Genomic DNA, 20,418 nt, shown 5'->3' on the forward strand with positions numbered 1-20,418 from the left:
CCGGCTCCGCTCCTGTGCTCCGCCATGCCCATGCGTCCTCCCGTGTCCGTGCCGTCGGGTGCCCACGACACCCCGGCCGATCTCGACACTTGAGACTCTGTCAGGCGGTCACGCGAGGGGCGTCCGCCGCCGGACCGAGCTTCGCCCGGCGAGCCGCTCCCCCTCAGGGAGGGGCCACCCCCGAGGGCCCACTCGGGGGTGGCCCCGAGGCGTCCTCGGGGGCGCCTTCGCCGCCGGCGGTCAGGTGACCGGCGCCTTGGCCCGCAGGACCTCGATGAACGCCCGCAGCCACGCCGGGTGGTCGGGCCAGGCGCGGGCCGAGACGACCACGCCGTCCACCACCGCCTCGCCGTCCACGTACGTCGCGCCCGCCGCCGTCACGTCCGGCTCCAGCGCGGGGTAGGCGGCGCTGGTCCGCCCGGAGAGCACCCCGGCGGCGGCCGCGACCAGCGGGCCGTGGCAGATCTGCGCGACCGGCTTCCCGCCGTCGAAGAAGTGCCGGACGATCCGCCGCACCTCGGGGTCGTTGCGCAGGTACTCGGGGGCGCGCCCGCCGGGAATCACCAGGGCCACGTAGTCGGCCGGTTCGACGTCGGCGAACGCCACGTCGGCGGGCCAGGTGTAACCGGGCTTCTCGGTGTAGAGCGAGTGTACAGTCGTCCACCTCTTTCCCCACCTGGGAAGACTTCCTAAGGTCATCGGCTACGCGCTCGTCGTGGAGGTCCGGTCGCCAGCGGCGAGCAGCCTCCGCGTTGCCCCGGCCGGGATGCCGACGCCCCCGTCACGGGAACAGCCGGTAGGTGTCGAGCTTCCGTGCCCGTGCTTCCGCGCGGACCCGTGCGGCCGCCCTGCGGCCGCGCAGGGGAACCTCCCACGCTTCGAAAAGGATCTCCATGCGGCGGCGGGTGACGCCGTAGTACCCCATGAGGGTGGAGAGCGAGGTGCCATCGTTGTAGAGCCGGGTGGCCTCCTCACGGTCCACGGCGGGGTCGCTGTCCGCCGGACCTTTGGTGGCTCCCCACCTCCGGAGCCACTTGGCCATGGTGCCCTCCGACACTCCGTGGCTCTTGGCGAGCACGATCACCGGGGTTCGGTTCGCGTAGGCGGTGATCAGGTCGGTGCGGGCCTTGCCGGTGGGCTCGGGGATCTTGGGTGGCACGGGGGTCCGTTCGGGCGTGGAGGGCCCCGCCCTCATGCGGTGCCGTAGTCGCGCGCGGGGCGGGGCCGGTCTGCGGGGTCAGGGCATCGTCGTTCGGCGCGGGAGGGTGATGGGTTCCCACGGCAGAGGGGCGGGGCGCAGGCCGGTCGCCTCCTCAAGCGGCCGGATGCGGTATCCGGCCTTGAGCATCTGGTCTTGGAGCCATTTGGCGTCGCAGCCGTAGACCGTCGCGAGCCGTCTGACGCCGACACCCGCGTCATACCGCTGCGCGATGGCCGGCAGCGCGGCAATGACGAGATTCTTGATCATCGCCTGGCGGTCTGGTGGGGTGCTGGCCCACATAGCTACTCCTGAGAACGTCGAGAACACCCCCGTTCGGCGACAGCGGGGGCAGTCACCGAACGGGGGTGGGCCCGCCGCCGGGGGTTGGAGGCGGCGGGGGTGCGAGATGGTCAGGGGCGCGGAACCGGCCGATGCTCGGTCCGGGTGGTCTCCCCGTCGGAGTCTGTGATGTGAAGCACGAGCGGCACGTCGTTGGGGATGTTCAAGGACTCCCGCACGTGTTCGGCGACGACCTCTTCGAAGTGCCTGTCCAGGTCGTCCACTGTGACGAAGGGGCAGTCTGGAACCCCTTCGATCTCCAGCTCGTAGCCCTCGGCGGGGACGACTTCGACGTTGACCTCGCGTGGCGTTGGCGGATCAGGCACCGTCGCTCTTCTCCTACCGAGGGACCGACGGCAAGGGCTTTGCCGTGCGCGAGGCCTGGTCGCGGGCGCGAAATCCGAAGCTGACGAGGGTGACGCTCTCTCCGGCGCTCAGGGGCGTCCGGCCGTGCGGCGTGAACACGCCGTCGAACACGACGCAGTCGCCGACGGCGAGGTCGCAGGCGAGGTAGCCGTCGGCGTTGATGAAGACGGTGGAGCTGGCCGTGGAGGAACCGGTGGGGCGCTCGTGTTTGAGGCAGAGGATGAGGTTCGCCTCGCCGAAGCCGGCTTCGTCCAGGTGGAAGTCGAGGAACTGCCCTTCCTCCCGGTACGCGATGTAGACGGCGGTGTGGGGCTGTTCGACGGCGAGGCCGGTGGACCGTGAGACCACGGCGGCGAGGTCGACTTGTCCGGCGAAGCTGCTCGCGGCGTCGCCGGGCGCGGCGTTCCACTTGCCGTTGTGGAGGTACCCGTCAGCGGCGACGGTCTTCTCGGCTTCCTCCGCCATGGCGGCGATCAACTGGGCGGGGAACGACTGGTCGCGCAGGTGGCGCAGGTGGCGGGGGTGTACGCGCTGGTGTGCGGCGAGCCCGGCGGCGGCGTTCCGGAGGGCCGGGAAGTCCGCTGCCCATCGGTCCGGGGTCCGAGCCGTCGTGTGGGACTGAAACCAGGTGGTCCACCGACCGCTCCACCCGGGCGGGATCCCGCCGTCTGCGGCCGGCGCGGCGGCCTGGCCGATCAGCAACTCGACCCGGTCGAGGGCGGCCTGCGTGGACTCGATCAGCCCGGTGTCGCCCTTTGCGATCCGCAGCCGCAGCGCTTCTTGCAGGAGGGCCTGGGCGTCCGTGAGCTCGCCGCGCTCCATGAGGTGTTTGCCGGTGTGCTGAAGCGCGTAGTCGAGGAGTTCCGGGTGCCGGCTTCGCGCGGTGGTCAGAGCGCTGCGGTAGAGCGCGTCCGCGGCCTGTACGTCACCGGCGTAGCGGTGCGCGTCGCCGAGGTTGAGGCCGGTGGCGACGACGGCCCGGGTGTTGCCGGTGGAGGCGGCGAGGTCGAGCGCCCGCCGGAGGAAGCTGCGGGCCTCGTCGTGGTGGCCCAGGCTCATCTGGCCGATGCCGATCCACCTGGTCAGGAGTCGGGTGCGGGCGGGGTCGGTCCCCTCGGGCAGGGCCCGCAGTTCTTCGTGGAGACTGCTGACTGCGGCGGTCAGTTCGTCGCGGTCGGTGGGGACCATGCGAAGGGTGTCGTCGTGGGTGATGAGGTGATCGAGCACGGGAGCTTCCCTCGTTCGGTTCTTCGCGGCGTGGCGCTACAGCTGGTCGGTCTGGTGGCGCAGGTCGGCCAGCAGGACCCGGCCGTGCTCCGAGAAGTGCTCACCGCGGAGTTCGAGTTCGCGCATGAGGTAGCGGACGGCGGGCAGGCCCTCGTCGTGGGCGGTCTGGAGGCTCGCCCGCTCGTCGGCGGTCAGGTCGTCGCGGGCCAGCTCGACCTGGCGGAAGCGCAGCAGTTGGTTGTAGACGCAGGTGGCGTGGAAGGCCCGGTCGAGTTCCCAGTGCTGGTTGCGGGCCTCCCCCTGGCCGGCGCGCCACTTGATCTCGATCTTCGGGGAGGTCTGGGACGAGTAGCCGTCGGCGAAGACCTGGTGCTGGAGGACATGGAAGCTGACCGACTGATGGGTGGCCTCGTGGAGGATGTTCTCCGCCAGGAAGAGGTGGGACGGCCGCTCGCTGACGGTGTTGGGCGGGATGTGGTGACGGGCCTTCTCGGAGAAGACGATGACGTACGGGAGCGCCGGGTCGCTGGAGCTGGTCAGCGAGGAGGCGCGCACACCGGGCTTGAGGCCCACCCACAGCAGCCCACGGACGAATTCCCGCACCCGCTCGAAGCCCTCCGGGTGCACCAGCGACAGGTGGTCCAGGGCTCGGGTCAGCGCCTCACGGCGCTCGTCGGTGTGAGGGACGATGTCGTAGTCGGTCAGGTTGATCTCCTGGGCGATCTCGCCCGGCAACTTCGCGTCGAACCAGTCGAAACGCGCGCCGGCCACGGTCACGCTGTCGCTGCGCAGGGATCGGGCGTGCTCCGCGTAGGGCGTGGCCGACCTCAGCAGGCGTTCCATCAGGACGAACGGCAGGACGCTGTCCGCGCCGACCTCGCGCAGACGGGTCAGGTCCGGGTCCTTCCGGTCGAGGTCGAAGAAGGAGCCGGCGGGGACGTGGGGGGTGATGGCGGTCTTCATTGCGGACTCTCCTTGATCGAGGGGGGTGTGCGACGTCGAGCGGCGGGTCGGCTCGGATGGCCACCGGGCCGACCCGCCCATGCCGTCAACTAACCGGCATCAGTTCGGGACGGCTGTCAGGCCGTCGCGACGCCCATCGAGGTGAACTTGCCGTCCGGGACCGAGTGGTCCAGGCGGCGGGTCAGGGACTCGACACCCGTCGCCGGGGCGAAGTCGCCGTCCGGGACCTGGTGGTCCAGGCGGCGGGTCAGGTTGGTGACCTGCGGGTCACCGGGGTTGAGGGTGGGGGTGCTCACGTGCGTCTCCAATCGGGTTGGACCCTGCCCGCCCGGGAGTGGGCGGGCAGTGGTGCGGGGTGGTGCGGCCCGGTCCGGCGGAGGGCCCGTTCCGACGAGCCGGGGGCTCATGGGGCGCCCGGGGGCGCGGTTGGTGGTCAGAAGCGGCCGGAGGCGATCAGCGCCGTCGCCAGCGCTATCAGCGAGAACAGGGCGAGCGTGTAGGCGATGGCGACCGCGCGAGGGGTGGGAGCCCCGTGGGCGGAGCGTTCGGCCGCCTCTCGGTAGTCGTCCTGGCCGTCGTCCACGGGCCTACGCCGGCCGCGTGGCGAGCGAGGCCCGCAGCGCGGCGAGGCGGCGCGGGCTTCGGGCCCGGACGATGCAGTCGTCACAGATCATGTGGCAGGTGCTCTGGAGATCACCGGGGGCTTGGAGGACCGTGCCCGCGCAGACCAGGGTCTCCCGCTGGCAGGCCCAGCAGGTGCCATCGCGGTAGCCGTCGGGCCGGTCCGTGACAACCCCTTCCTCGGCAGCCCGGAGGGTCGGCAGGGTGCTCACTCTGCGGCCTCCAAGTCCTCCAGCAGGACCAGCTCCGGGTAGGGGTCACTGGAGCTGTTCCGGTTGACCCAGGCGTGATTGGTGTGTCGGCTCGGGGTCTCCGCGACAGTGCCCGTCCAACCGTCCCTGCGGTGCCGGACCGGGTCGCCCTGGACCAGACTTTTCAACTTTCCTCTCTTCAACGGATCGTGGCGTGCGGGGAGTTGACTGGTCAGGCCGACTGGACCGATGGGCCGATGCGGTGTGCCACACAGTTCCGGCAGGGACAGGTGGACCGCACAGCGGCGATCTGGAGCAACATCCCCACGGAGGGGGCGCGGTCGGCCGCTCGGGCCTCCCTGTAGTCGTCCAGAGGGTTCCAGCCGGCGGGGAGCTGAGTGAGTTCGTGCTTCGCGAGGCCGGTAACGACCTCGCGGTACACCCGTGCGGGGGTGCGTCTTGCCACTGACGTTTCCTCCATAGCCGAGAGCCAGCGTGGTCGCCTGGGCCATGTCCGGACTCCTGGGACGAGCAGCACCTCTCCCGGGCCCCGGAAGAACGGGCCCCCAGGCCCGGGAGAGTCTCCGCGTCCTACTCGTTGCTGTTGCTCTCGCCGTCGTTCTCGTGCTGGTTGCCGCTGTCGTCGCCGTGGTTGTTGTTGCCGTCGCTCATCGAGGTCTCCCTTCTGAGTAGCTACCGATCTCCGGCAGCGTCGGTGTGTGGTCAAGTCGCCCGCAGCACCGCGGTGGTCATCACCCCAGGCCATCGGCCGCTGACAATCAGTGAACGCCTCTGGGGCAGAAACGGGTAGGACGTTTCGGGGGTGGTCGCGCTCATGCCCCCCGGACATTCCTGAGGGTTGACGGGGAGTCGAATGGCGGTAGCGTCGCCCTACCGGACCGAGGAGCGCTTATGGCTACCGCCCGCCCAAACAACGTCCTTCGGGGGCTGATGCTCGCGCACACCCTGTCTGCGAACGACCTCGCGCGAGCCGTTAATGCTGCTGAGGAACGACGGTTCGGTCAGCCCGGGAACGCCTCGGACCGTCATGTCCGGCGGTGGCTGTCCGGCGAGACCGAGCTGCCACAGATGCACTACCTTGTGGCGTTAACGGATGTCTTCAACCTGCCTGCGGATCAGCTTGGCTTCACTCTTTCGGGTGCGAGGGCTCGCCAGCTCGCTGCCCTCCAGCCTCGTTCTACGCTGCTGGAAGAGACCTCTGCCGACCCTCAGGAGAACCACGTGCTCCGTCGCCAGTTCATGATCGCTGCCACAGGGAACCTCATCGGTTTTGCGTTCGCACCATTGCCGACCTCGGGACGCATAGGGATGGCTGATGTCGAGCGCATCCGAGGAAGTATCGACGAACTCCATGCGGTGGACGACGCCTACGGTGGTGAGCAGCTTGCCGACATCGCTGAGGAGGCAGTCACGCAAATCGAGGACGCGATGGGGCGATGCGTGTATGGGCCCCGCGTAGAGTCAGCGCTCTACCAGGTGATCGGCGAACTGCACGCCAGCGCGGGCTGGTTTGCGTTCGACACTGGCGATCACACCCGTGCGGGTCAAAACTTCGACGCAGGCCTGCGCGCCTCCCTTTTGGCTGGCGACCGAATGCTCCAGGCCCGCATTTGGGCTTACATGTCGCGCCAGAGTTGGGAACTCGGCCGGGCAACGGAGACCGTCACCATCGCCCGAGCGGCGCTCGACGCCACGCGCAACGGCCGCGACCACCGTCTCAGTGCCTTGCTGCACGGCCGCCTTGCTCTCGGCTACGCGGCTTCAGGAGAGAGCGTCCGCTGCGCGGGTGCCCTTGCGCGGGCCGAGGTTTCCTTGGACCGGGCCACCGGGACGACGCCATCGGCGTGGCTGGCCTTCGTTGGCCCCGGGGAACTCCTCGGTGCCGCCGCCATGGCGCACATGGACCTGGGCCAGGCCGACAAGGCGGCCGATCAGGAGGAGCAGGGTATGCGGTTGCTCGCCCCTGGCTTCCGCCGCAACCGCTTCGCCAAATCGGTTCACCTCGCCGAGTGCTACCTGGCTGCCAACGAGTTGGAACAGGCCGTCGACACGGCGAACCAAGCGCTCGCACTCTACCCGTCGGTGAACTGCCCCCGTTGGGCCAAGCGCCTCGGTGAGTTCCGGGGAAAGGTGGCCGACCACGGTCTACCGGTGACGACCGCCTTCGTGGAACGCTACGACGTCCTGACCACCGTGTAAGGAGCAGAGCGCCATGGCCGCCACCCTGACCGTCAGCTATTACACCGCCGACGACTTGCGGACCATTGAGGGGCGACTGATCGAGGTGTACGCGGAGGTGTACGCCGAGGAGGCGGTTGCCGATCCGTTCTTCAGAGTTGAACGGTTCACCGAACGCCTTCACCGCCATGCCGCTGGGCCCCGCTGGGGGTGCGCGCTCGGTGAGGTCGACGGCTCGGTGGTCGGGTACGCCTACGGATTTGGCCGAACGGCCGCGTACCGCTGGGGCGGGCTCATCACCCCGGTTCCGGCTGATCTGTTGAAGGAGACCGATAGCCGGACTTTCGCCTTGTGTGAGGTGATGGTCCGGGCAGAATGGCGAGGCACAGGCATTGCGCGCACCCTGCACGAGGAGCTGCTGTCGCACAGGCCAGAGGACCGTTCCCACCTGTTGGTCGAGAAGGACCACCCTCGGGTTCGGGCGCTCTACGAGCGCTGGGGCTATACCTGGATGGGCACGATGCAGCCCTACCCTGACTCTCCCCAATACGACTCCATGCTTCGCCCGATCACGTGACCCAGGAAGAACCGCGTAAGCAGCAGATTGTCGGCGTGGCCGGTCAGGAGCAGCGCCTTCCGTCCGGGTGGGCCGGCGCGGGGGCTGCTGCCACCGGCATGCGGGGCAGACAGTGCCCCGCAGCATGAAACTCCCAGGGGTGGGGCCTGGTGTCAGCGGCCCGATCTCGACGCCGTCGGCGAGGAGCTGCTGTGCGGCGGCGTCGACCTGATGACGGTAGCGGTGGCGGGAGTGGAAGTGGCCGTTCTCCCGGATCTCGTACGAGTCGTGGGCGAAGTCGGTGGTGTTGAGGGTGACGTCGAGGCAGCGGTCGTGGCCAACCCCGGCGACGGTCCAGCGGCCGGCGCTCACCGCGGACCACGTGACGTCGATGTCCGCTCCAGTGCGGACCCGCTCGGCGCGCTCACGCTCGGCCCACGTGTCGGCCCGGCGCTGGCGTGCGGCGGCCAGCTCGTCCTGGTGCTGCTGCTCGGCCTGCTCGCGGCGGCGCAGGAACTCGGCCCGGCTCTGGGCGGCCTGGCGCTCCAGCTCCGCGAGGCGCTGGCGGGCTGCCTCGCGGCGTCGCCGGTCCTCCTGGCCGCCGGGGAGTGGGGGTAGGGCCTGGGGTTCGTGGCGGGCGGGCCAGGGCTCGGCGAGGTCGGCTCGGTGGTGCCGCCAGATGCGGAGCATGGCGCGACCGTCGGAGGTGGCCGCCACGTCGCCGCGTTCATCCTGCTGGAGGAACCCGGCGGCGATGGCCAGCTCGACCACGCGGCGGCGTACCCGCCGGCCCTTGGCCCCGAGACGGTCCCCGGCGGGCACGAGGCGGTAGCCGGTGCCGTCCCACCACACACCGCTGTAGTCCTCCCCGCAGGCCGCTGCGACGAGGTCGTAGACGCGGGTGGTCCACCCGGACTTCTCGCGGGTCTCCCGGGTGCGTCCGGCGGTGACGTACCGGCGGATCTCGGCTTCGTGGTCGTCGGCGTGGAGGCGGGCGGCGTGGTGGGCGTCGTCGCGGTGGGCCGAGTCCTCGCCGACCTGGGCGGGGCGCCCGGTGTAGCGGTCGCCGCAGGACAGGCACCACACCTTCCCGCCTTCGCCCCGGTAGCCGCCGGGGCCGACGCCGACCGGGCAGGCGTCGCGCAGGCCCCAGTCCAGGGCGGTGCCGCCGCCGGGTATCCAGGGGGCGCGGGCGGGGCTGTTCACGGAGTCTCCAGGGAGGCGCAGGATAGTTACTGTGAGTGTCTGGTTGGGGTACTCGGCGTAAGGGTCTATGTCATAATGTCTTTTTTATTGACATTTAAAAAAACAATAGACATAGGCTCTCTCGGTGGGACTCAACCCGAACCGGAGTCCGACATGCGGCACTTCGACACCAGGCCCCACCCTGGGGGCGGGGTGGGGCCTGGTGTCGGCGGGGTCGGTCAGTCGGTTCCCATCGCGTCCAGCCACTCCCCGGCGTCCATCCCGTCGAGGGTGGGGCGGCCGTTGGCGAACCGGATGTCCCGGGGTTCGAGGTTGAGGTCGAGGAGCCGGCCGACGTGCAGGCACTCCCGGACGAGCAGGCCACGGAAGGCGGCTTCGGCCCGGACCCGTGCCTCGTCCCCGAAGTAGCGGCGGGGCTGGTCCCCGGTGAGCGTCCGGCCGGCCGCCCCGTACGGCTGGCGCTCGACGGTCCAGGTGCCGGTGGTCTCGGGGGCGACGGTGAAGCGCACGCTCATCGGCGGCCGGTTGCCGGTGCGGGGGTAGGTGAGGGTGTAGGCGGTGGGGGTGGGCACTGGTGCCTCCGGGGTGGTGCGGGTGGGGGTGGGGCCTGGCGTCGGCGGGACTCAGCCGTGCTCGGTGGCGAGGTGGCGGCGGCGGGTCTCGTCGGTGTAGCCCTTGGCGGTGTTGCGCGTCGTCCATCCGCACGTGCAGGTGGCAGTGGAGTAGGCCCGGCCGGTGCACCCCTCGGTCAGCGGCTTGCCGGAGCTGGTGTGCTTGTGGGCGGGCGGGCAGACCGTGCCGTCGGCGTGGTGGTCGGTGCGGGGCGCCTTGAACGAGGCCGCGGGGGTGTCCTTCTTCGGCCGGCTGGCCGGGGGCGGGGCCTGGCGCTCGGCGGTCTGCTTCCAGGACGCCCAGTCGGCGGCCTGGGCGTCCCATTCGGCTTCGGTGAGGGCATCGCCGACGCACACGGGCTCGGTGTGGTCGTACCAGGTCTCCCAGTCGGCGGTGACGATGCGTTCGGCTTCGGCCTGGGCGGCCTCGGGGGTGGGGGCGAGGACGGGCACCACGTGCACGGTGATGACGTCCACGGCGACGATGTACTTCGGCATGCGCTGTTCCTTCGGTGGCGCGGGAGGGGGGCCTGGTGCCAGCGGCGGTCGGCCGCTGGCGGGGGTGGGGCCTGGTGCCTACGCGGCCTCGGCGACAGGCACGGCGGCGGGAAGTGAGGCGGTGAGGGCGCGCAGGACGGCTTCCGCCATGTCGGGAGTGAGGTGCGAGCACGTGATCTCGACGCCGCTGAAGCGGGCGCGGCTGATCTTCACCTCGGCGTGGGGCGAGGTCCAGGAGGTCCCAGGGCCCTGGTTCCACCGCAGGGTGCGGACGTTGTCCTCGCCGTTGCGCCGCTTCGCCTCGCCGGGTGCCTGGCCGGTGGTGAGCGGCACTCGCTTCAACCGGCGGGCGACGGTGGTGACCTCGTGGACGTCGGTCAGGTGCCGGTGCTGCCTGGCGCTCATCTCCGCGACCGCCGCGTCCAGGACGGGCAGCAGCCTGCGCTGCACGTCGCGGGCGACCTGGGCCCCGGTCTTGGCCCGAGTGACGGTGATCTCCCCGGCGTCGATGTCGTGCCGGTAGTAGTAGGTGCCGCTGTCGGGCAGGACGCCGTGCACCCACCACCGACCGGGGCGCAGCCGTTCCTGCTGGATCAGGAGGCGGGCCCCGTCTTCGGTGCGGACGAGTTCGGCGCAGGGGTGCCAGTCGGGTATCCGGCGTGGGTCGACGGTCCATTCGGCGCTGCCGAGGGCCTGGGCGAGCCCTTCGGCGAGCGAGAGCAGTTCGGCGCGCAGGGGGGCGAGTTCGTCGCGGAGGGCGGTCACGGTGGCGCTGGTCCTTCGGGTCGGGAGGGGGTGGGGCCTGGTGTCAGCGGCGGGTCACGCGGCAAGGGTGTGAACGGGCTGGGCGTCGCGGACCTCGGGTTCGTGGCCGTGGCTGTAGCCGTCTTCGCGGGCGTCGCTGTCGAACAGGTCGAGCGCTTCGGCTTCGGCGTCGTCGGGGTTGTCGGCTTCGACCTCGTACTCGTAGGTCTCGGTGAAGTCGATGCGGACGGTGTAGCGGGGCACGGCTGTCTCCTGCGGGTGGGGTGGGGTGGGGTCTGGTGTCGGCCGAGGGGCCTTCCTGCCGCCCGGGGGTGGGGTCTGGGGTCAGCGCGGGGTGGGCGTCACCAATTGGTCGGCGGTCCGCCGCCGGTGGTCCGGTAGCGGAATGTCTGGTCGGTGGTGATGACGGCGAGCGTTGCCCCGTCGTGTTCGAGCGTCACGGCAGGCTCCCGTTCGGCCCATGTCGCGGCGACGTTGGCGGCGGCCCCGATGGGTGCCCAGGTGCCGAACCGGTCGGCTATGCCATCCCATCCGTGCTCGCGGGCCCAGGTGATCACCGTGGCGTGTGCCCGGGTGGAGCGGTCCAGGGGGTCCGTCCCGGTGATGGCCGTTCGTTCGTGCATGGCTGCGCTCCGTGGGTTGGGAGGAGGTGGGGTCTGGTGTCTGTGCACCCTTGGCGGGGGCCCGGCGGGGGGCGCTGGGCCCTCACCAGGGGCGCACAGCTCACAGGGACCGGAAGACGTGCCCGCTGCTGGTGTGGAAGTAGTCGCAGTGCCACGCGGTCATGTCGAGGGAGGGACGCCACCCCCGGCAACTCTCCATCGCGGCGCGGTACTCGTCGTCCGTCTCCATCAGCCAGTCGTGGGCGAAGTCCTCCAGGTCGTCCCACTCGCCCTCGTAGGCGTCTTCGAAGGTGTCGACGGCGTACTCGGCACTGCCGACCAGTGCGGCGTAGGCGGTGAGGGCTTCCAACTCGGCGACGATTCCGGCGTCTTCGGCAAGGTCGGTCAGGTACTCGGCGGTGCGGCTCACGGTGGTTCTCTCTCGGGTCGGTGCAGGGGAGGGGGTACGGGGCGGGTGGGGCTCAGACGCCGTCGGGGGCGTCGAACAGCTCATCGAGCAGGAGGTCAAGGCCGGTGCCGTACTCCGGGTCGCGGCGCATGTCACGGAAGGCGTCGAACAGCGCGGCCACGTCATCGGGGTGGTCCATCCCGAGGCGGGCGAGACGGGGCCAGTAGCCGGACAGGCGGATCATGTCGGCGCGGGTCATGGTGGTGCTTCCGTTCTGTGGTGCAGGAGTTGGAAGGGGGGTGGGGCCTGGTGCCTACGCGGCCCGGCCGTACACGGCGCGGTAACCCTGTCGGGAGCCGCGCACGATGGCGCGCACGTCCTCGCGGTACGCGGCCCCCTGCTCGGTGGCGTAGCCGTCGAGGTAGGGCGTCAGGACGGCCGTCAGCGGCTCGCCGTGGCCGTACACGGTGTAGGCCCGCCAGGGTGCGGCCCCGGGGATCGGCAGGGTGGTGGTCGTGGCCGGGCGCGACTCCTCCAACGCGCAGTCCCGGCACAGCGGTTCGCCGCTTCGGGCGTCCACGGGGGTCAGCCACTCCGAGCAGTCGGAGCACTCGACGTAGCCCATGCCGGACAGGACGTCCTCCACCATGGTCGTGGTGATCTCTCCGAGCGAGGGGCACGACAGTTCGCGCAGCACGTCCTCACCGTCCACGCCGTCCGGCAGGGTGAGGGGTGAGCCTTCGATCTCTTCGACCATCGCGGCCCACTCCCGCGCGCTGTGGTCGTCCTCATCGAGCAGCGGGTATCCGGCCAGGCTGTCCGCGATCCGGCGCGCGGCGTCGCTGGCCAGGAACGAATCCGCGTCGTACATGAGCCCGTCGCCGGTCGCGTCCCACAGCGTCCCGCACTCCCCGGCGGCATCCGCCATGATCCGGCACGCGGCCTGCCAGTTGGACTGTGCGCGGACCGCGTCCGTCTCGTGCTGGTGCCACCCTTCCCCGTCCTCCAGCAGGGCCCCCGTGCCGTCCGTCACCATGCCTATCCGGGCCCATCCGTGGGCGTCCGCTTCCGCCTCCATGCGGGTCACGAAGTCGTACCGGTGGCAGTGCTGGCCGGTGGCAGTGAGGAGTTCGTCAGTCAGGGTCGCGCTCATGATCGTTCCTTGCGTGGTGCGGGTGGTCAGCGGGTGGTGGAGAGCCATTTGCAGGCGTACGCGCTGCCCTGCTGGCAGGCATCGGCCATCGCGTCGGTCCACCCGTCGTTGAAGGCGGTCACCTGCGCGGCGTCGGCCGGGGCCGGTTCGTTGAAGGTGTTGGCGGTGATCCACCCGCTGAGGGCGGCGGCGGCCAGGGCGAGGGCGGCGAGGATGCGGCGGGAGGTCATCGCGGGTGCTCCGAAGGGGGTTGAGCCGGGGTGGTCAGCGGGCGGTGCGGTCGCGGTCGTAGGCGTTCACCAGCACGGGAGCGGGGGCGACGGTCACCGACTCCGCCGTGACGGCCTCGGAGGGGCCCTGCACGGCCCGCTTGACCAGGGCCGGGATCTTGCCCACCGCGTGGGCGGCAAGGGCCGTCAGCAGGGCGGCGGCGATCCCGCCGCCCCAGTTCCCCGTCTGCCACGGGTTACCCGCCAGCAGCATGACCAGGGCGAGGGTGGCGGGAACAAGATTCTTACGCACAGTGACCACTTTCAGAGCCGAAGGGCGCACCATTGCGCGCCGCCATTCGGGGGGATTTCAAATCAGATGCTCCGGCGGTGCATTTCGCCCGTGGCAGCGGCATTTCGCTTCGCTGCGCTTCGGCGGACCGGCCGAGCAATTCCAATGAAGCAAACATCCAGGTCAGAGCGCAAGTTGAGGCCCTGTGATGCGCGTCTCATGCATTTCGAATGCACCCCGGGGGGTGACTCTCATGCATTTCCTTTTATTGCCCGGAGCGTCATAGCAGCCGGAATTCGATACGAACGCCGGCCGACCCTTTTTTCGAATCATTTACGCATTGTGACCAGCGGGAATGAACTCACCGCTACGCACTGATCGCGGAGAGTGAGGCCATGGGTGTCGGCCGGCTGTTAACCGAGGCCGCTTAATACATGTGGAGGCGGCTTCGCGCGCGTGCGCGCACCTGTTGCTGCGGCACCCGGCCGGCCTCCCCTCGCAGCCCCGCCAGGGCAACGCTCCCCGATCGGCCCTCTCTCCCCGGTCGTGGTCGAGCACCTGGCGGGGCCCTGCGCTCAAGGAGGTTGCCGTGGCCGCGAGTTCGCGCCGGACAGCCCCGCTCCCTCCGCACTGGGCCCGCCTTCGCCGGGCGGTGATGAACCGTGACGGCTGGATGTGCCAGCACGTCCGCTACGACACCGGCGAGCTGTGCGGCGAGCCGGCGCGCCACTGCGACCACATCGTCCCCGCCTCGGAAGGCGGCCCCGACGACCCCGCCAACCTCCGCGCGCTGTGCGACTGGCACGTCCTTCGCAAGGACGCCGCCGACGCCGGCCGAGCCCGCCGAAGGGCCGCCGCGGACCGCTGGCAGCCCGCCCGAACCCGCCGACGCCACCCCGGGGAGGTCCGCTGAACGTCGACCCGACCGAGAAGGACCCGGCGAAGATCCGCGCCGCGCTGGTCGCCCTGTACGAGACCGAACTCGACCTTGAGCCGACCGACCTCTCGCTGATCGACATCGCCGCACCGATGCTCGCCCGCGCCGCCCAGCTCGACGCCGTGGTCAAGCGCGAGGGACAGATGATCGAGGGCGGCAATCGCAAGGACATGATGGTCCTGCATCCCGGCATCGCGCAGGCCCAGCTCAACCGGACTCAGGCCGCTGGCCATCTCGCCAAGATCCGCGGTGAGGGTGAGGGTCCGAAGCGCGGCCACAACGCCCGCGACGCCATCGCCGCCCGCTGGGGCAACCGAGTCTGAGAAGGGGGGACGCCGTGGCACGCCGCAAGACCCGGACCTCCGGGCCTTCGGGCGAGTCCCTGCGCATCGCACGGACGATCGTCTACTACGAGGCGTGCTTGGACTCCGAAGTCCCGCACGCCATGGCCCGCGAGCTGTGGGCCCACGACATGACCACGCCCTTCGCGGCCGGTGAGCACGTCTCCGTGGAGGCTGCCAGGCTGCTGGAGGCCCGCGCCCGTAGGGAAGCCGCCCAGCCGTAGGACGGCGAGGCCGCTTCGTCATCCCCGCGCGTGCGGAGAGCAGTACACCTGTGTCGTCTCGATGAGGACGACGTCGGGGTCATCTCCGCGAGCGGAGAACAAGGTCCCAGGGGTCAGCGGCCCATAGCCTTGCGGAGTGAGTCGCTGATGACACGGTTGACATTGTGCATTGCGTGGACGCTCTGACGACGGCTCGCGATGGTGAGGACAAGGGTGATGGCGCCTACGGCACTACCGAGAGATAGAGCCTTACCCAGCTTCAAAATTGGACCTCCTCGCGGGTCTGGACTATCCAGGTTGTCCCGTAACTTCTTTCCTGACCAGGGACTTTAGCGCGGTTCGCCGACTTCCCGCGCAACTTCGTTCCGAGCGAGCGCGGGAGGGCAATCCGCCATGCTGTTGACCCGAGGGGGTGATCCATGAACCACCCCCTCACCTACACCCCCGTGCGCACGATCCCGGACACCGTCCCGCGCCCTCACCGCACCCTGGCGGGCGAGCTGCTGCGCTGGTCGGCGCACGCGTTCCGCCCGGACTTCAAGTTCACGCCGGAGCAGTGCCGCATCCTGGCCCGCTGGTACGAGCTGCGCGACGACGCGGTCCCGGAGGACCCGAACGACCCCGAGACCTGGGGCCGGGGCTTTCGCCACGAGTCCGGCACTGTGCGCCGCCTGAAGGGGTGGGGCTTACCCCGGTAAGGACCCCATGATGGCCTCCGTCTGCGCGATGGAGTTCGTCGGCCCGTGCCGTCTGGTGGGCTTCCGCGCCGACGGCTCGCCGATCGGCGGCCCGCCGCAAGAGGCGTGGGTACAGATCTTCGCCACCGCGGCCGGCCAGAACGTCAACACGATGTCGGCGCTGTCCACGATCTTCAGCCAGGCCGCCATTGACCGGTACGCGATCAAGCTCGGCCAAGAGGTCTGCTACGCCAGCCAGGCCGACACCGACGGCCGCCAGTGCCGCCTGGAGGCCAAGGCCAGCAGCTTCCGCGCCGCCGAGGGCGGGCGCCCGTCGATGGCCCTGCTCAACGAGACCTGGCACTGGGTGGAGGGCAACCACGGCCCGCGCCTGGCCGCCACCATCCGCCCCAATGCCACCAAAGTCGGGGGCAGAACGATGGAGATCACCAACGCCCCGGTGATCGGCGAGGAGTCGGTGGCCGAGGGCACCTGGTACGCCTTCGAGAAGCAGCGCGACGGCGTGAACAGGGACGCGGGTATCTACTACGACTCGGTGGAGGCTCCGCCTGGGGTCGACCTCGCCGACGAGGAGCAGTTGCGCGCCGCGATCCTGTGCGCGCGGGGTGACTCGGTCTGGATCAACCCGGACCGCGTGATGAAGGACATCTGGTCGGCGTCCACCACCGAGGACGAGTCCCGCCGCAAGTACCTCAACCAGCTCTCCAGCCATGATGACGCGCTCGTGGAGCGCGACACCTGGGACCTGGCCACGGTCGAGCCCGCCGACGGCCTCAGGCCGGGCGAGCGGATTGTCTTGGCTTTCGACGGCGGCAAGACCGACGACTCGACAGCGTTGCTGGCGATGCGCGTGCGGGACCGGCTGGTCCAGCCGCTCGCGCTGTGGGAGAAGCCGGACGGCCCGGCCGGCAAGAACTGGGAAGTCGACGGTACCGAGGTCAACGACATGGTCGGCCACGTCTTCCGGAAGTACACGGTCGTCGCGTTCTTCGCCGACGTGGCCGGTTGGGAGGGGTGGGTCGCCGACTGGTCGGAGACCTACGGCAAGGATCTGCTGATCAAGGCGTCCGGGAAGTCGTCGGTCGGGTTCGACATGCGCGCCAACCAACGCGAGATCACGACCGAGCACATGGCGATGGTCGGCGCGATCGAGGCCCAGGCCCTCCCGCACGTGCGCGACTACTCGCTGACCCGGCACACCATGAACGCCCGCAAGCGCCCGAACAAGTACGGCATCGGCTTCGGCAAGGAGTCCCGCGAGTCGAAGCTGAAGATCGACCTCTACGCCACGATGGTGATCGCCTGGATCGCCCTTCGCCGCCTCACTGAGAGCGGCAAGCTCAAGCCGCAGAAGCGGCCCGGAACGCTACAGACCCGAGGAGGGTTCTGATGTCCCTCCCCGTCGTGATCAAGCGTGCCCGGCACGCGAAGGACCTGATCGACCGCGACTTCGACCGGCTCAACCTGGTCGACCGCTACGCCCGGGGCGCCCATCGCGCGCCGTGGATGCCGGCCAAGGCGAACGCCGAGTTCAAGGACCTGGTGAAGCGCTCGATCGTGAACGTCAGCAGCCTGGCGGTGGAGGCCCCGCTGAACGCCCTGCGGGTGCAGGGCTTCCGCAAGCCGGGCAGCGGTGAGAACGCCAATGAGTGGGCGTTCTGGCAGAAGAACCGGTTGGACGAGCGGCAGAACGCCGTCCACCGCGCCGCGCTGACCTCGGGGGCCGCGTACGTCGTCGTCACCCCGGACCCGCGCAAGGGCCGCCGGGAGCCCGCGATCCGGGCGTACGACGCGATCAGCACGGTGGCCGTTTACACCGACCCGGCGTGGGACGAGTTCCCCGTGTACGCGCTGCACGTGCCCGAGCAGCAGCCGGACGAGGACCGCACTGTCGGCTTCCTGTGGGACGACGTCGCCCGCCACACCGTCGACTTGGACGCCGAACCGGAGTCCGCGGTGCTGGCCTCCGAGCCGCACGGCATGGGCGTGTGCCCGGTGGTGCGGTTCTCCCCGGCCGTGGACCTGCGGGGCCGCACCCGGGGCTTGGTCGAGCCGCTGATCGTCTCGCAGGACCGCCTCAACCAGCAGACGCTGTCCCTGCTGCTCAATGAGCACTGGGGCGCGCACGCGATCCGCTTCGCCACCGGCCTCGCGCCGGCCGAGCGGCTGGACCCGGAGACCGGTGACCCGGTGCGCGATCCGGAGACCGGCGAGCCCGTCTACGACGTGCCCTCGCTGGACCCGTCCACCTTGCTGATGGCCCCGAACTCGGATGCGAAGTTCGGGCAGCTCCCCGCGATGCCGACCGGCGATCTGCTGGCCTCCCGCCGTCAGACCGTCGAAGAGATCATGGGCCTGGCCGACGTGCCGCCCCACTACCTCGCCGGGTCGAACCTCGTGAACCTGAGCGCGGACGCCCTCGCGGCGGCCGAGACCTCGTTCAAGCGGTTCCTGTCCACGCTCCAGGACTCGCTGGGCGAGTCGTGGGAGTCGGTGTTCCGGCTGTGCGCCCTGGTGGCCGGCCGGGGCGAGATCGAGCAGGACGAGAGCCAGGTCGAATGGGCCGAGAAGGCCACCCGCAGCCTCGCCCAGGCGGCCGACGCGATGGTCAAGCTGATGCAGCAGGGCGTCCCCCTGTCCGTGGCGCTGCGCAAGGTCCCCGGCTTCTCCCAGGCCGACATTGACGAGGCGGTGAAGGCCGCCGAGGAGGCCGCCCGCAAGGCCGAGCAGGCCGAAGCCGAGGCCCTGAAGCAGCAGAAGGAGGCGAGCGGTGGCGTGGACTCCCAGAACCGCCGAGATCCTTCGGGCGGTGGCCGCGTACCAGCTCGCGCAGGAAGCGCTCGCCGGTGAGTTCTCCGCCCGCTGGGCCGAGGCCCTGGCCGCCGTCGAGGCCCGCGAGGTCGCCGGTTCGCTGACCGAGCTGGAGACCGCGTACGCGGCGGCGGTCCGTGAATCCGCGGCGGCCTCCTACGCCCTGTCCATAGCCTTCTACCGGCTGGTGCGGGCGCTGGAGACCGGCCGCGTGATCGGAGGCCCCGGCTACCGCCCGGGGGCCTCGCTCGGCTCCCTCTGGGCCGACTTCAACAAGGCCACGGGCAAGCGGACCGGCTCCGGACCGTACACGCCCCTGCCCGTGGACACCCGCAACCCGTTCCCCGCCGAAGACCTGAAGCGCGAGGCCGAGCGGGTGGCGGAGACCTTCCGCCGCGAGGTCGCCGACCGGGTCGCCAAGTACGAGCGCGAGCGCGCCGGCCGGGGCTCGGCCGCGCTGGACGACGCCGAACTGATCGCCCGGGAGAAGGAGTTCCTGGAGTCGCTGAAGACCGGCGGCTCCGGGGCGGGCGGCATGCTGGTCCAGGACGGCGGCCGGGACATGATCCACAACGCGCTGCAGGACGACCCCGGCGCGATCGGCTACTACCGGGCTACCGACGCGAGCCCCTGCTACTTCTGCGCGCTGATGGCCGGCCGTGGCGCGGTCTACAAGTCCAAGCGCACGGCCGCGTTCGGCGCTCACCCCCACTGCCACTGCCAGGCCGTCCCCATCTTCTCCCGCCGCTACCAGCTCCCCGCCGAGAACACGCAGTTCGCGCGGATGTGGAAGCGCTTCGGAGGCGGGTCGCTGGCGGACTGGCGCACCTACTACAGCATGACCACGAAGACCTAGGAGAGAGCTTGTCCGAGACCCCCGCGCCCGAGACCCCGACCCCGACCCCGGCCGAGGCGATCCCCGGCGGCGTGGCCCACCCGGACACCCCGCCCGTGCCCGAGGAGCCCGAGCCCCAGGCCGCACAGGGCGAGGAGAGCGCCGCCCCCGCCCCGGTCGAGCCGGACTACAAGGCCCTGTACGAGAAGATGCAGGCCGACCTGGACGCCACCCGCGAGCGCTCCACCGAGGCCGGCGTCGAGGCGGACGAGCTGCGCGCCCAGGTGGCCCAGCTCCAGGAGCAGGCCCTTCGGGACCGGATCGCCGCCGAGTACGCCCTGCCGCCGGTCCTCGCCGCCCTCGTGCAGGGCGGTGACGAGGCCGCTGTGCGCAAGCACGCCGAGGCCCTGGCCGCCGTCGCCGCGCCGAAGCCTGTGCTGGGCGCGGGTGGGCTGACCCCGCACGCCGAGCCCGACCCGTACAAGGGCCTCGCCGAGAAGCTGCGCCAGCGCCGCTACGGCATCTGACCCACCCCGCCCCCACCTGAGCCGCCCTACCCCCGGGGCGGCTCTTCGTCGTCCTGAGGAACAGCGCCATCTCTCTCAATCCCGCACGTGCCAACGCCTTCCAGAACCCGGACAAGCTCGTCGCCCAGGCCGTCGCCAACCTGAAGGACTCCGTCGTCCTGGCGGGCATGTTCGACCGCCGCCCGGCCGAGCAGTTCGTCAACGCCACCGGCCAGGTCATCAACATCCGCCGCCCCGCCCGCCTGAAGGGCGCGGAGGAGGCCATCGACGCCAAGCGCAAGTTCAACGACACCTCCACCTGGATTCAGTCGGAGAACCTGAACGAGGGCCTGCTCGAAGTCCGGCTGGACACCCACGCCTACTCCGCGGTCGACCTCTCCGACGCGGAACTGTCGCTCGACCTCCTGTCGTTCGGCGAGCAGGTCATGGTGCCGCAGATCGACACCATCACCGAGCGCCTTGAGCGTAAGGTCGCCACCGCGATGGAGCAGTTCCCGGACGTCGCCACCTCGGCGAAGATCCCGGTCGACCTGACCAAGGCCACTTCCGACGAGGCGGCTGGCCAGATGATCCGCAAGGCGCTCGCCCGCCTGCGCGTCCAGCTCAACAAGGAGAACGTCCCCGCCGAGGGCCGCAC

General features: G+C 70.4%; 30 protein-coding genes and 1 pseudogene. 12 read left to right on the forward strand and 19 right to left on the reverse strand.

Going from position 1 to position 20,418, the window contains the following annotated elements:
* Nucleotides 1-240: 240 nt before the first annotated feature.
* From ABD308_RS25860 to ABD308_RS25900, 9 genes are all read right to left on the reverse strand, one after another.
* Nucleotides 241-699: a DJ-1/PfpI/YhbO family deglycase/protease gene (locus tag ABD308_RS25860; RefSeq protein WP_344339029.1), complete on the reverse strand. Its 459-nt coding sequence runs from the start codon at nucleotides 697-699 to the stop codon at nucleotides 241-243.
* A gap of 82 nt (nucleotides 700-781) precedes the next feature.
* The gene (locus ABD308_RS25865; protein ID WP_344339031.1) at nucleotides 782-1,159 is read right to left on the reverse strand and encodes a hypothetical protein; all 378 of its coding nucleotides are present in this window, start codon (nucleotides 1,157-1,159) and stop codon (nucleotides 782-784) included.
* A gap of 78 nt (nucleotides 1,160-1,237) precedes the next feature.
* Nucleotides 1,238-1,468, reverse strand: coding sequence for a hypothetical protein (locus ABD308_RS25870; RefSeq protein ID WP_344339032.1), 231 nt, complete (start codon nucleotides 1,466-1,468; stop codon nucleotides 1,238-1,240).
* A 143-nt stretch (nucleotides 1,469-1,611) separates the two neighbouring features.
* Nucleotides 1,612-1,866, reverse strand: a complete 255-nt coding sequence (locus ABD308_RS25875; protein ID WP_344339033.1) for a hypothetical protein — start codon at nucleotides 1,864-1,866, stop codon at nucleotides 1,612-1,614.
* A 13-nt stretch (nucleotides 1,867-1,879) separates the two neighbouring features.
* Nucleotides 1,880-3,133, reverse strand: a complete 1,254-nt coding sequence (locus ABD308_RS25880; RefSeq protein WP_344339034.1) for a tetratricopeptide repeat protein — start codon at nucleotides 3,131-3,133, stop codon at nucleotides 1,880-1,882.
* A 36-nt stretch (nucleotides 3,134-3,169) separates the two neighbouring features.
* Entirely contained in the window at nucleotides 3,170-4,096 is a 927-nt protein-coding gene (locus ABD308_RS25885; protein WP_344339035.1) for a hypothetical protein, read from the reverse strand.
* A 116-nt stretch (nucleotides 4,097-4,212) separates the two neighbouring features.
* Nucleotides 4,213-4,392, reverse strand: coding sequence for a hypothetical protein (locus ABD308_RS25890; RefSeq protein WP_344339036.1), 180 nt, complete (start codon nucleotides 4,390-4,392; stop codon nucleotides 4,213-4,215).
* A gap of 137 nt (nucleotides 4,393-4,529) precedes the next feature.
* Nucleotides 4,530-4,679 (reverse strand): hypothetical protein, encoded by a 150-nt coding sequence (locus ABD308_RS25895; protein WP_344339037.1) that lies wholly within the window; start codon nucleotides 4,677-4,679, stop codon nucleotides 4,530-4,532.
* Nucleotides 4,680-4,683: 4 nt separating this feature from the next.
* Nucleotides 4,684-4,929 (reverse strand): hypothetical protein, encoded by a 246-nt coding sequence (locus ABD308_RS25900; protein ID WP_344339038.1) that lies wholly within the window; start codon nucleotides 4,927-4,929, stop codon nucleotides 4,684-4,686.
* An 891-nt stretch (nucleotides 4,930-5,820) separates the two neighbouring features.
* Here ABD308_RS25900 and ABD308_RS25905 point away from each other — a divergent pair.
* From ABD308_RS25905 to ABD308_RS25915, 3 genes are all read left to right on the forward strand, one after another.
* The gene (locus tag ABD308_RS25905) at nucleotides 5,821-7,128 is read left to right on the forward strand and encodes an NsdA family TPR-like regulatory protein (protein WP_344339039.1); all 1,308 of its coding nucleotides are present in this window, start codon (nucleotides 5,821-5,823) and stop codon (nucleotides 7,126-7,128) included.
* A 13-nt stretch (nucleotides 7,129-7,141) separates the two neighbouring features.
* A complete protein-coding gene (locus tag ABD308_RS25910) occupies nucleotides 7,142-7,684 on the forward strand; it encodes a GNAT family N-acetyltransferase (protein WP_344339040.1) in 543 nt (180 codons plus the stop codon).
* A gap of 312 nt (nucleotides 7,685-7,996) precedes the next feature.
* Nucleotides 7,997-8,281, forward strand: coding sequence for a hypothetical protein (locus tag ABD308_RS25915; RefSeq protein ID WP_344339042.1), 285 nt, complete (start codon nucleotides 7,997-7,999; stop codon nucleotides 8,279-8,281).
* 806 nt (nucleotides 8,282-9,087) lie between these two features.
* Here ABD308_RS25915 and ABD308_RS25920 read toward each other — a convergent pair.
* The 10 genes from ABD308_RS25920 to ABD308_RS25965 all read right to left on the reverse strand — a co-directional run bounded on the left by ABD308_RS25920 (nucleotide 9,088) and on the right by ABD308_RS25965 (nucleotide 13,429).
* Nucleotides 9,088-9,441 carry a hypothetical protein gene (locus ABD308_RS25920; protein ID WP_344339045.1) on the reverse strand — a complete coding sequence of 118 codons (354 nt, stop codon included), beginning with the start codon at nucleotides 9,439-9,441 and terminating at the stop codon, nucleotides 9,088-9,090.
* Between the two features lie 51 nt (nucleotides 9,442-9,492).
* Entirely contained in the window at nucleotides 9,493-9,978 is a 486-nt protein-coding gene (locus ABD308_RS25925) for a hypothetical protein (RefSeq protein ID WP_344339048.1), read from the reverse strand.
* A gap of 78 nt (nucleotides 9,979-10,056) precedes the next feature.
* On the reverse strand, nucleotides 10,057-10,743 hold the full coding sequence (locus ABD308_RS25930; RefSeq protein ID WP_344339050.1) for a hypothetical protein: 687 nt from the start codon (nucleotides 10,741-10,743) through the stop codon (nucleotides 10,057-10,059).
* A 54-nt stretch (nucleotides 10,744-10,797) separates the two neighbouring features.
* Entirely contained in the window at nucleotides 10,798-10,986 is a 189-nt protein-coding gene (locus ABD308_RS25935; protein ID WP_344339053.1) for a hypothetical protein, read from the reverse strand.
* 98 nt (nucleotides 10,987-11,084) lie between these two features.
* Nucleotides 11,085-11,366: a hypothetical protein gene (locus ABD308_RS25940; RefSeq protein WP_344339055.1), complete on the reverse strand. Its 282-nt coding sequence runs from the start codon at nucleotides 11,364-11,366 to the stop codon at nucleotides 11,085-11,087.
* Between the two features lie 100 nt (nucleotides 11,367-11,466).
* Nucleotides 11,467-11,775 (reverse strand): antirestriction protein ArdA, encoded by a 309-nt coding sequence (locus ABD308_RS25945; protein WP_344339057.1) that lies wholly within the window; start codon nucleotides 11,773-11,775, stop codon nucleotides 11,467-11,469.
* Between the two features lie 52 nt (nucleotides 11,776-11,827).
* The gene (locus ABD308_RS25950) at nucleotides 11,828-12,013 is read right to left on the reverse strand and encodes a hypothetical protein (protein WP_344339059.1); all 186 of its coding nucleotides are present in this window, start codon (nucleotides 12,011-12,013) and stop codon (nucleotides 11,828-11,830) included.
* Nucleotides 12,014-12,067: 54 nt separating this feature from the next.
* Nucleotides 12,068-12,907 (reverse strand): hypothetical protein, encoded by an 840-nt coding sequence (locus ABD308_RS25955; protein ID WP_344339061.1) that lies wholly within the window; start codon nucleotides 12,905-12,907, stop codon nucleotides 12,068-12,070.
* 26 nt (nucleotides 12,908-12,933) lie between these two features.
* A complete protein-coding gene (locus tag ABD308_RS25960) occupies nucleotides 12,934-13,137 on the reverse strand; it encodes a hypothetical protein (RefSeq protein ID WP_344339063.1) in 204 nt (67 codons plus the stop codon).
* 34 nt (nucleotides 13,138-13,171) lie between these two features.
* The gene (locus ABD308_RS25965) at nucleotides 13,172-13,429 is read right to left on the reverse strand and encodes a hypothetical protein (RefSeq protein ID WP_344339065.1); all 258 of its coding nucleotides are present in this window, start codon (nucleotides 13,427-13,429) and stop codon (nucleotides 13,172-13,174) included.
* Nucleotides 13,430-13,997: 568 nt separating this feature from the next.
* Here ABD308_RS25965 and ABD308_RS25970 point away from each other — a divergent pair.
* The 9 genes and pseudogenes from ABD308_RS25970 to ABD308_RS26010 form a co-directional block, all read left to right on the forward strand.
* Nucleotides 13,998-14,321 (forward strand): HNH endonuclease, encoded by a 324-nt coding sequence (locus tag ABD308_RS25970; protein ID WP_344339067.1) that lies wholly within the window; start codon nucleotides 13,998-14,000, stop codon nucleotides 14,319-14,321.
* Between the two features lie 116 nt (nucleotides 14,322-14,437).
* Nucleotides 14,438-14,668, forward strand: a complete 231-nt coding sequence (locus ABD308_RS25975) for a hypothetical protein (protein WP_344339069.1) — start codon at nucleotides 14,438-14,440, stop codon at nucleotides 14,666-14,668.
* A gap of 14 nt (nucleotides 14,669-14,682) precedes the next feature.
* On the forward strand, nucleotides 14,683-14,910 hold the full coding sequence (locus tag ABD308_RS25980) for a hypothetical protein (RefSeq protein WP_344339071.1): 228 nt from the start codon (nucleotides 14,683-14,685) through the stop codon (nucleotides 14,908-14,910).
* Nucleotides 14,911-15,329: 419 nt separating this feature from the next.
* The gene (locus tag ABD308_RS25985) at nucleotides 15,330-15,608 is read left to right on the forward strand and encodes a hypothetical protein (RefSeq protein ID WP_344339073.1); all 279 of its coding nucleotides are present in this window, start codon (nucleotides 15,330-15,332) and stop codon (nucleotides 15,606-15,608) included.
* 28 nt (nucleotides 15,609-15,636) lie between these two features.
* Nucleotides 15,637-16,998: a terminase gene (locus ABD308_RS25990; protein ID WP_344339075.1), complete on the forward strand. Its 1,362-nt coding sequence runs from the start codon at nucleotides 15,637-15,639 to the stop codon at nucleotides 16,996-16,998.
* The gene (locus ABD308_RS25995) at nucleotides 16,998-18,458 is read left to right on the forward strand and encodes a phage portal protein (RefSeq protein ID WP_344339078.1); all 1,461 of its coding nucleotides are present in this window, start codon (nucleotides 16,998-17,000) and stop codon (nucleotides 18,456-18,458) included. The genes ABD308_RS25990 and ABD308_RS25995 overlap by 1 nt, the downstream gene beginning before the upstream one ends.
* Nucleotides 18,418-19,275: a VG15 protein gene (locus tag ABD308_RS26000; protein WP_344339083.1), complete on the forward strand. Its 858-nt coding sequence runs from the start codon at nucleotides 18,418-18,420 to the stop codon at nucleotides 19,273-19,275. The genes ABD308_RS25995 and ABD308_RS26000 overlap by 41 nt, the downstream gene beginning before the upstream one ends.
* Nucleotides 19,276-19,283: 8 nt before the next feature.
* Complete coding sequence (locus ABD308_RS26005) at nucleotides 19,284-19,781, forward strand: hypothetical protein (protein ID WP_344339087.1); 498 nt, start codon at nucleotides 19,284-19,286, stop codon at nucleotides 19,779-19,781.
* A 167-nt stretch (nucleotides 19,782-19,948) separates the two neighbouring features.
* A pseudogene (locus ABD308_RS26010) lies at nucleotides 19,949-20,418 on the forward strand (hypothetical protein); the annotation flags it as partial.

Origin of the sequence: Kitasatospora putterlickiae (genome assembly GCF_039527695.1) — a bacterium.
Classification (GTDB): Bacteria; Actinomycetota; Actinomycetes; order Streptomycetales; family Streptomycetaceae; genus Kitasatospora; species Kitasatospora putterlickiae.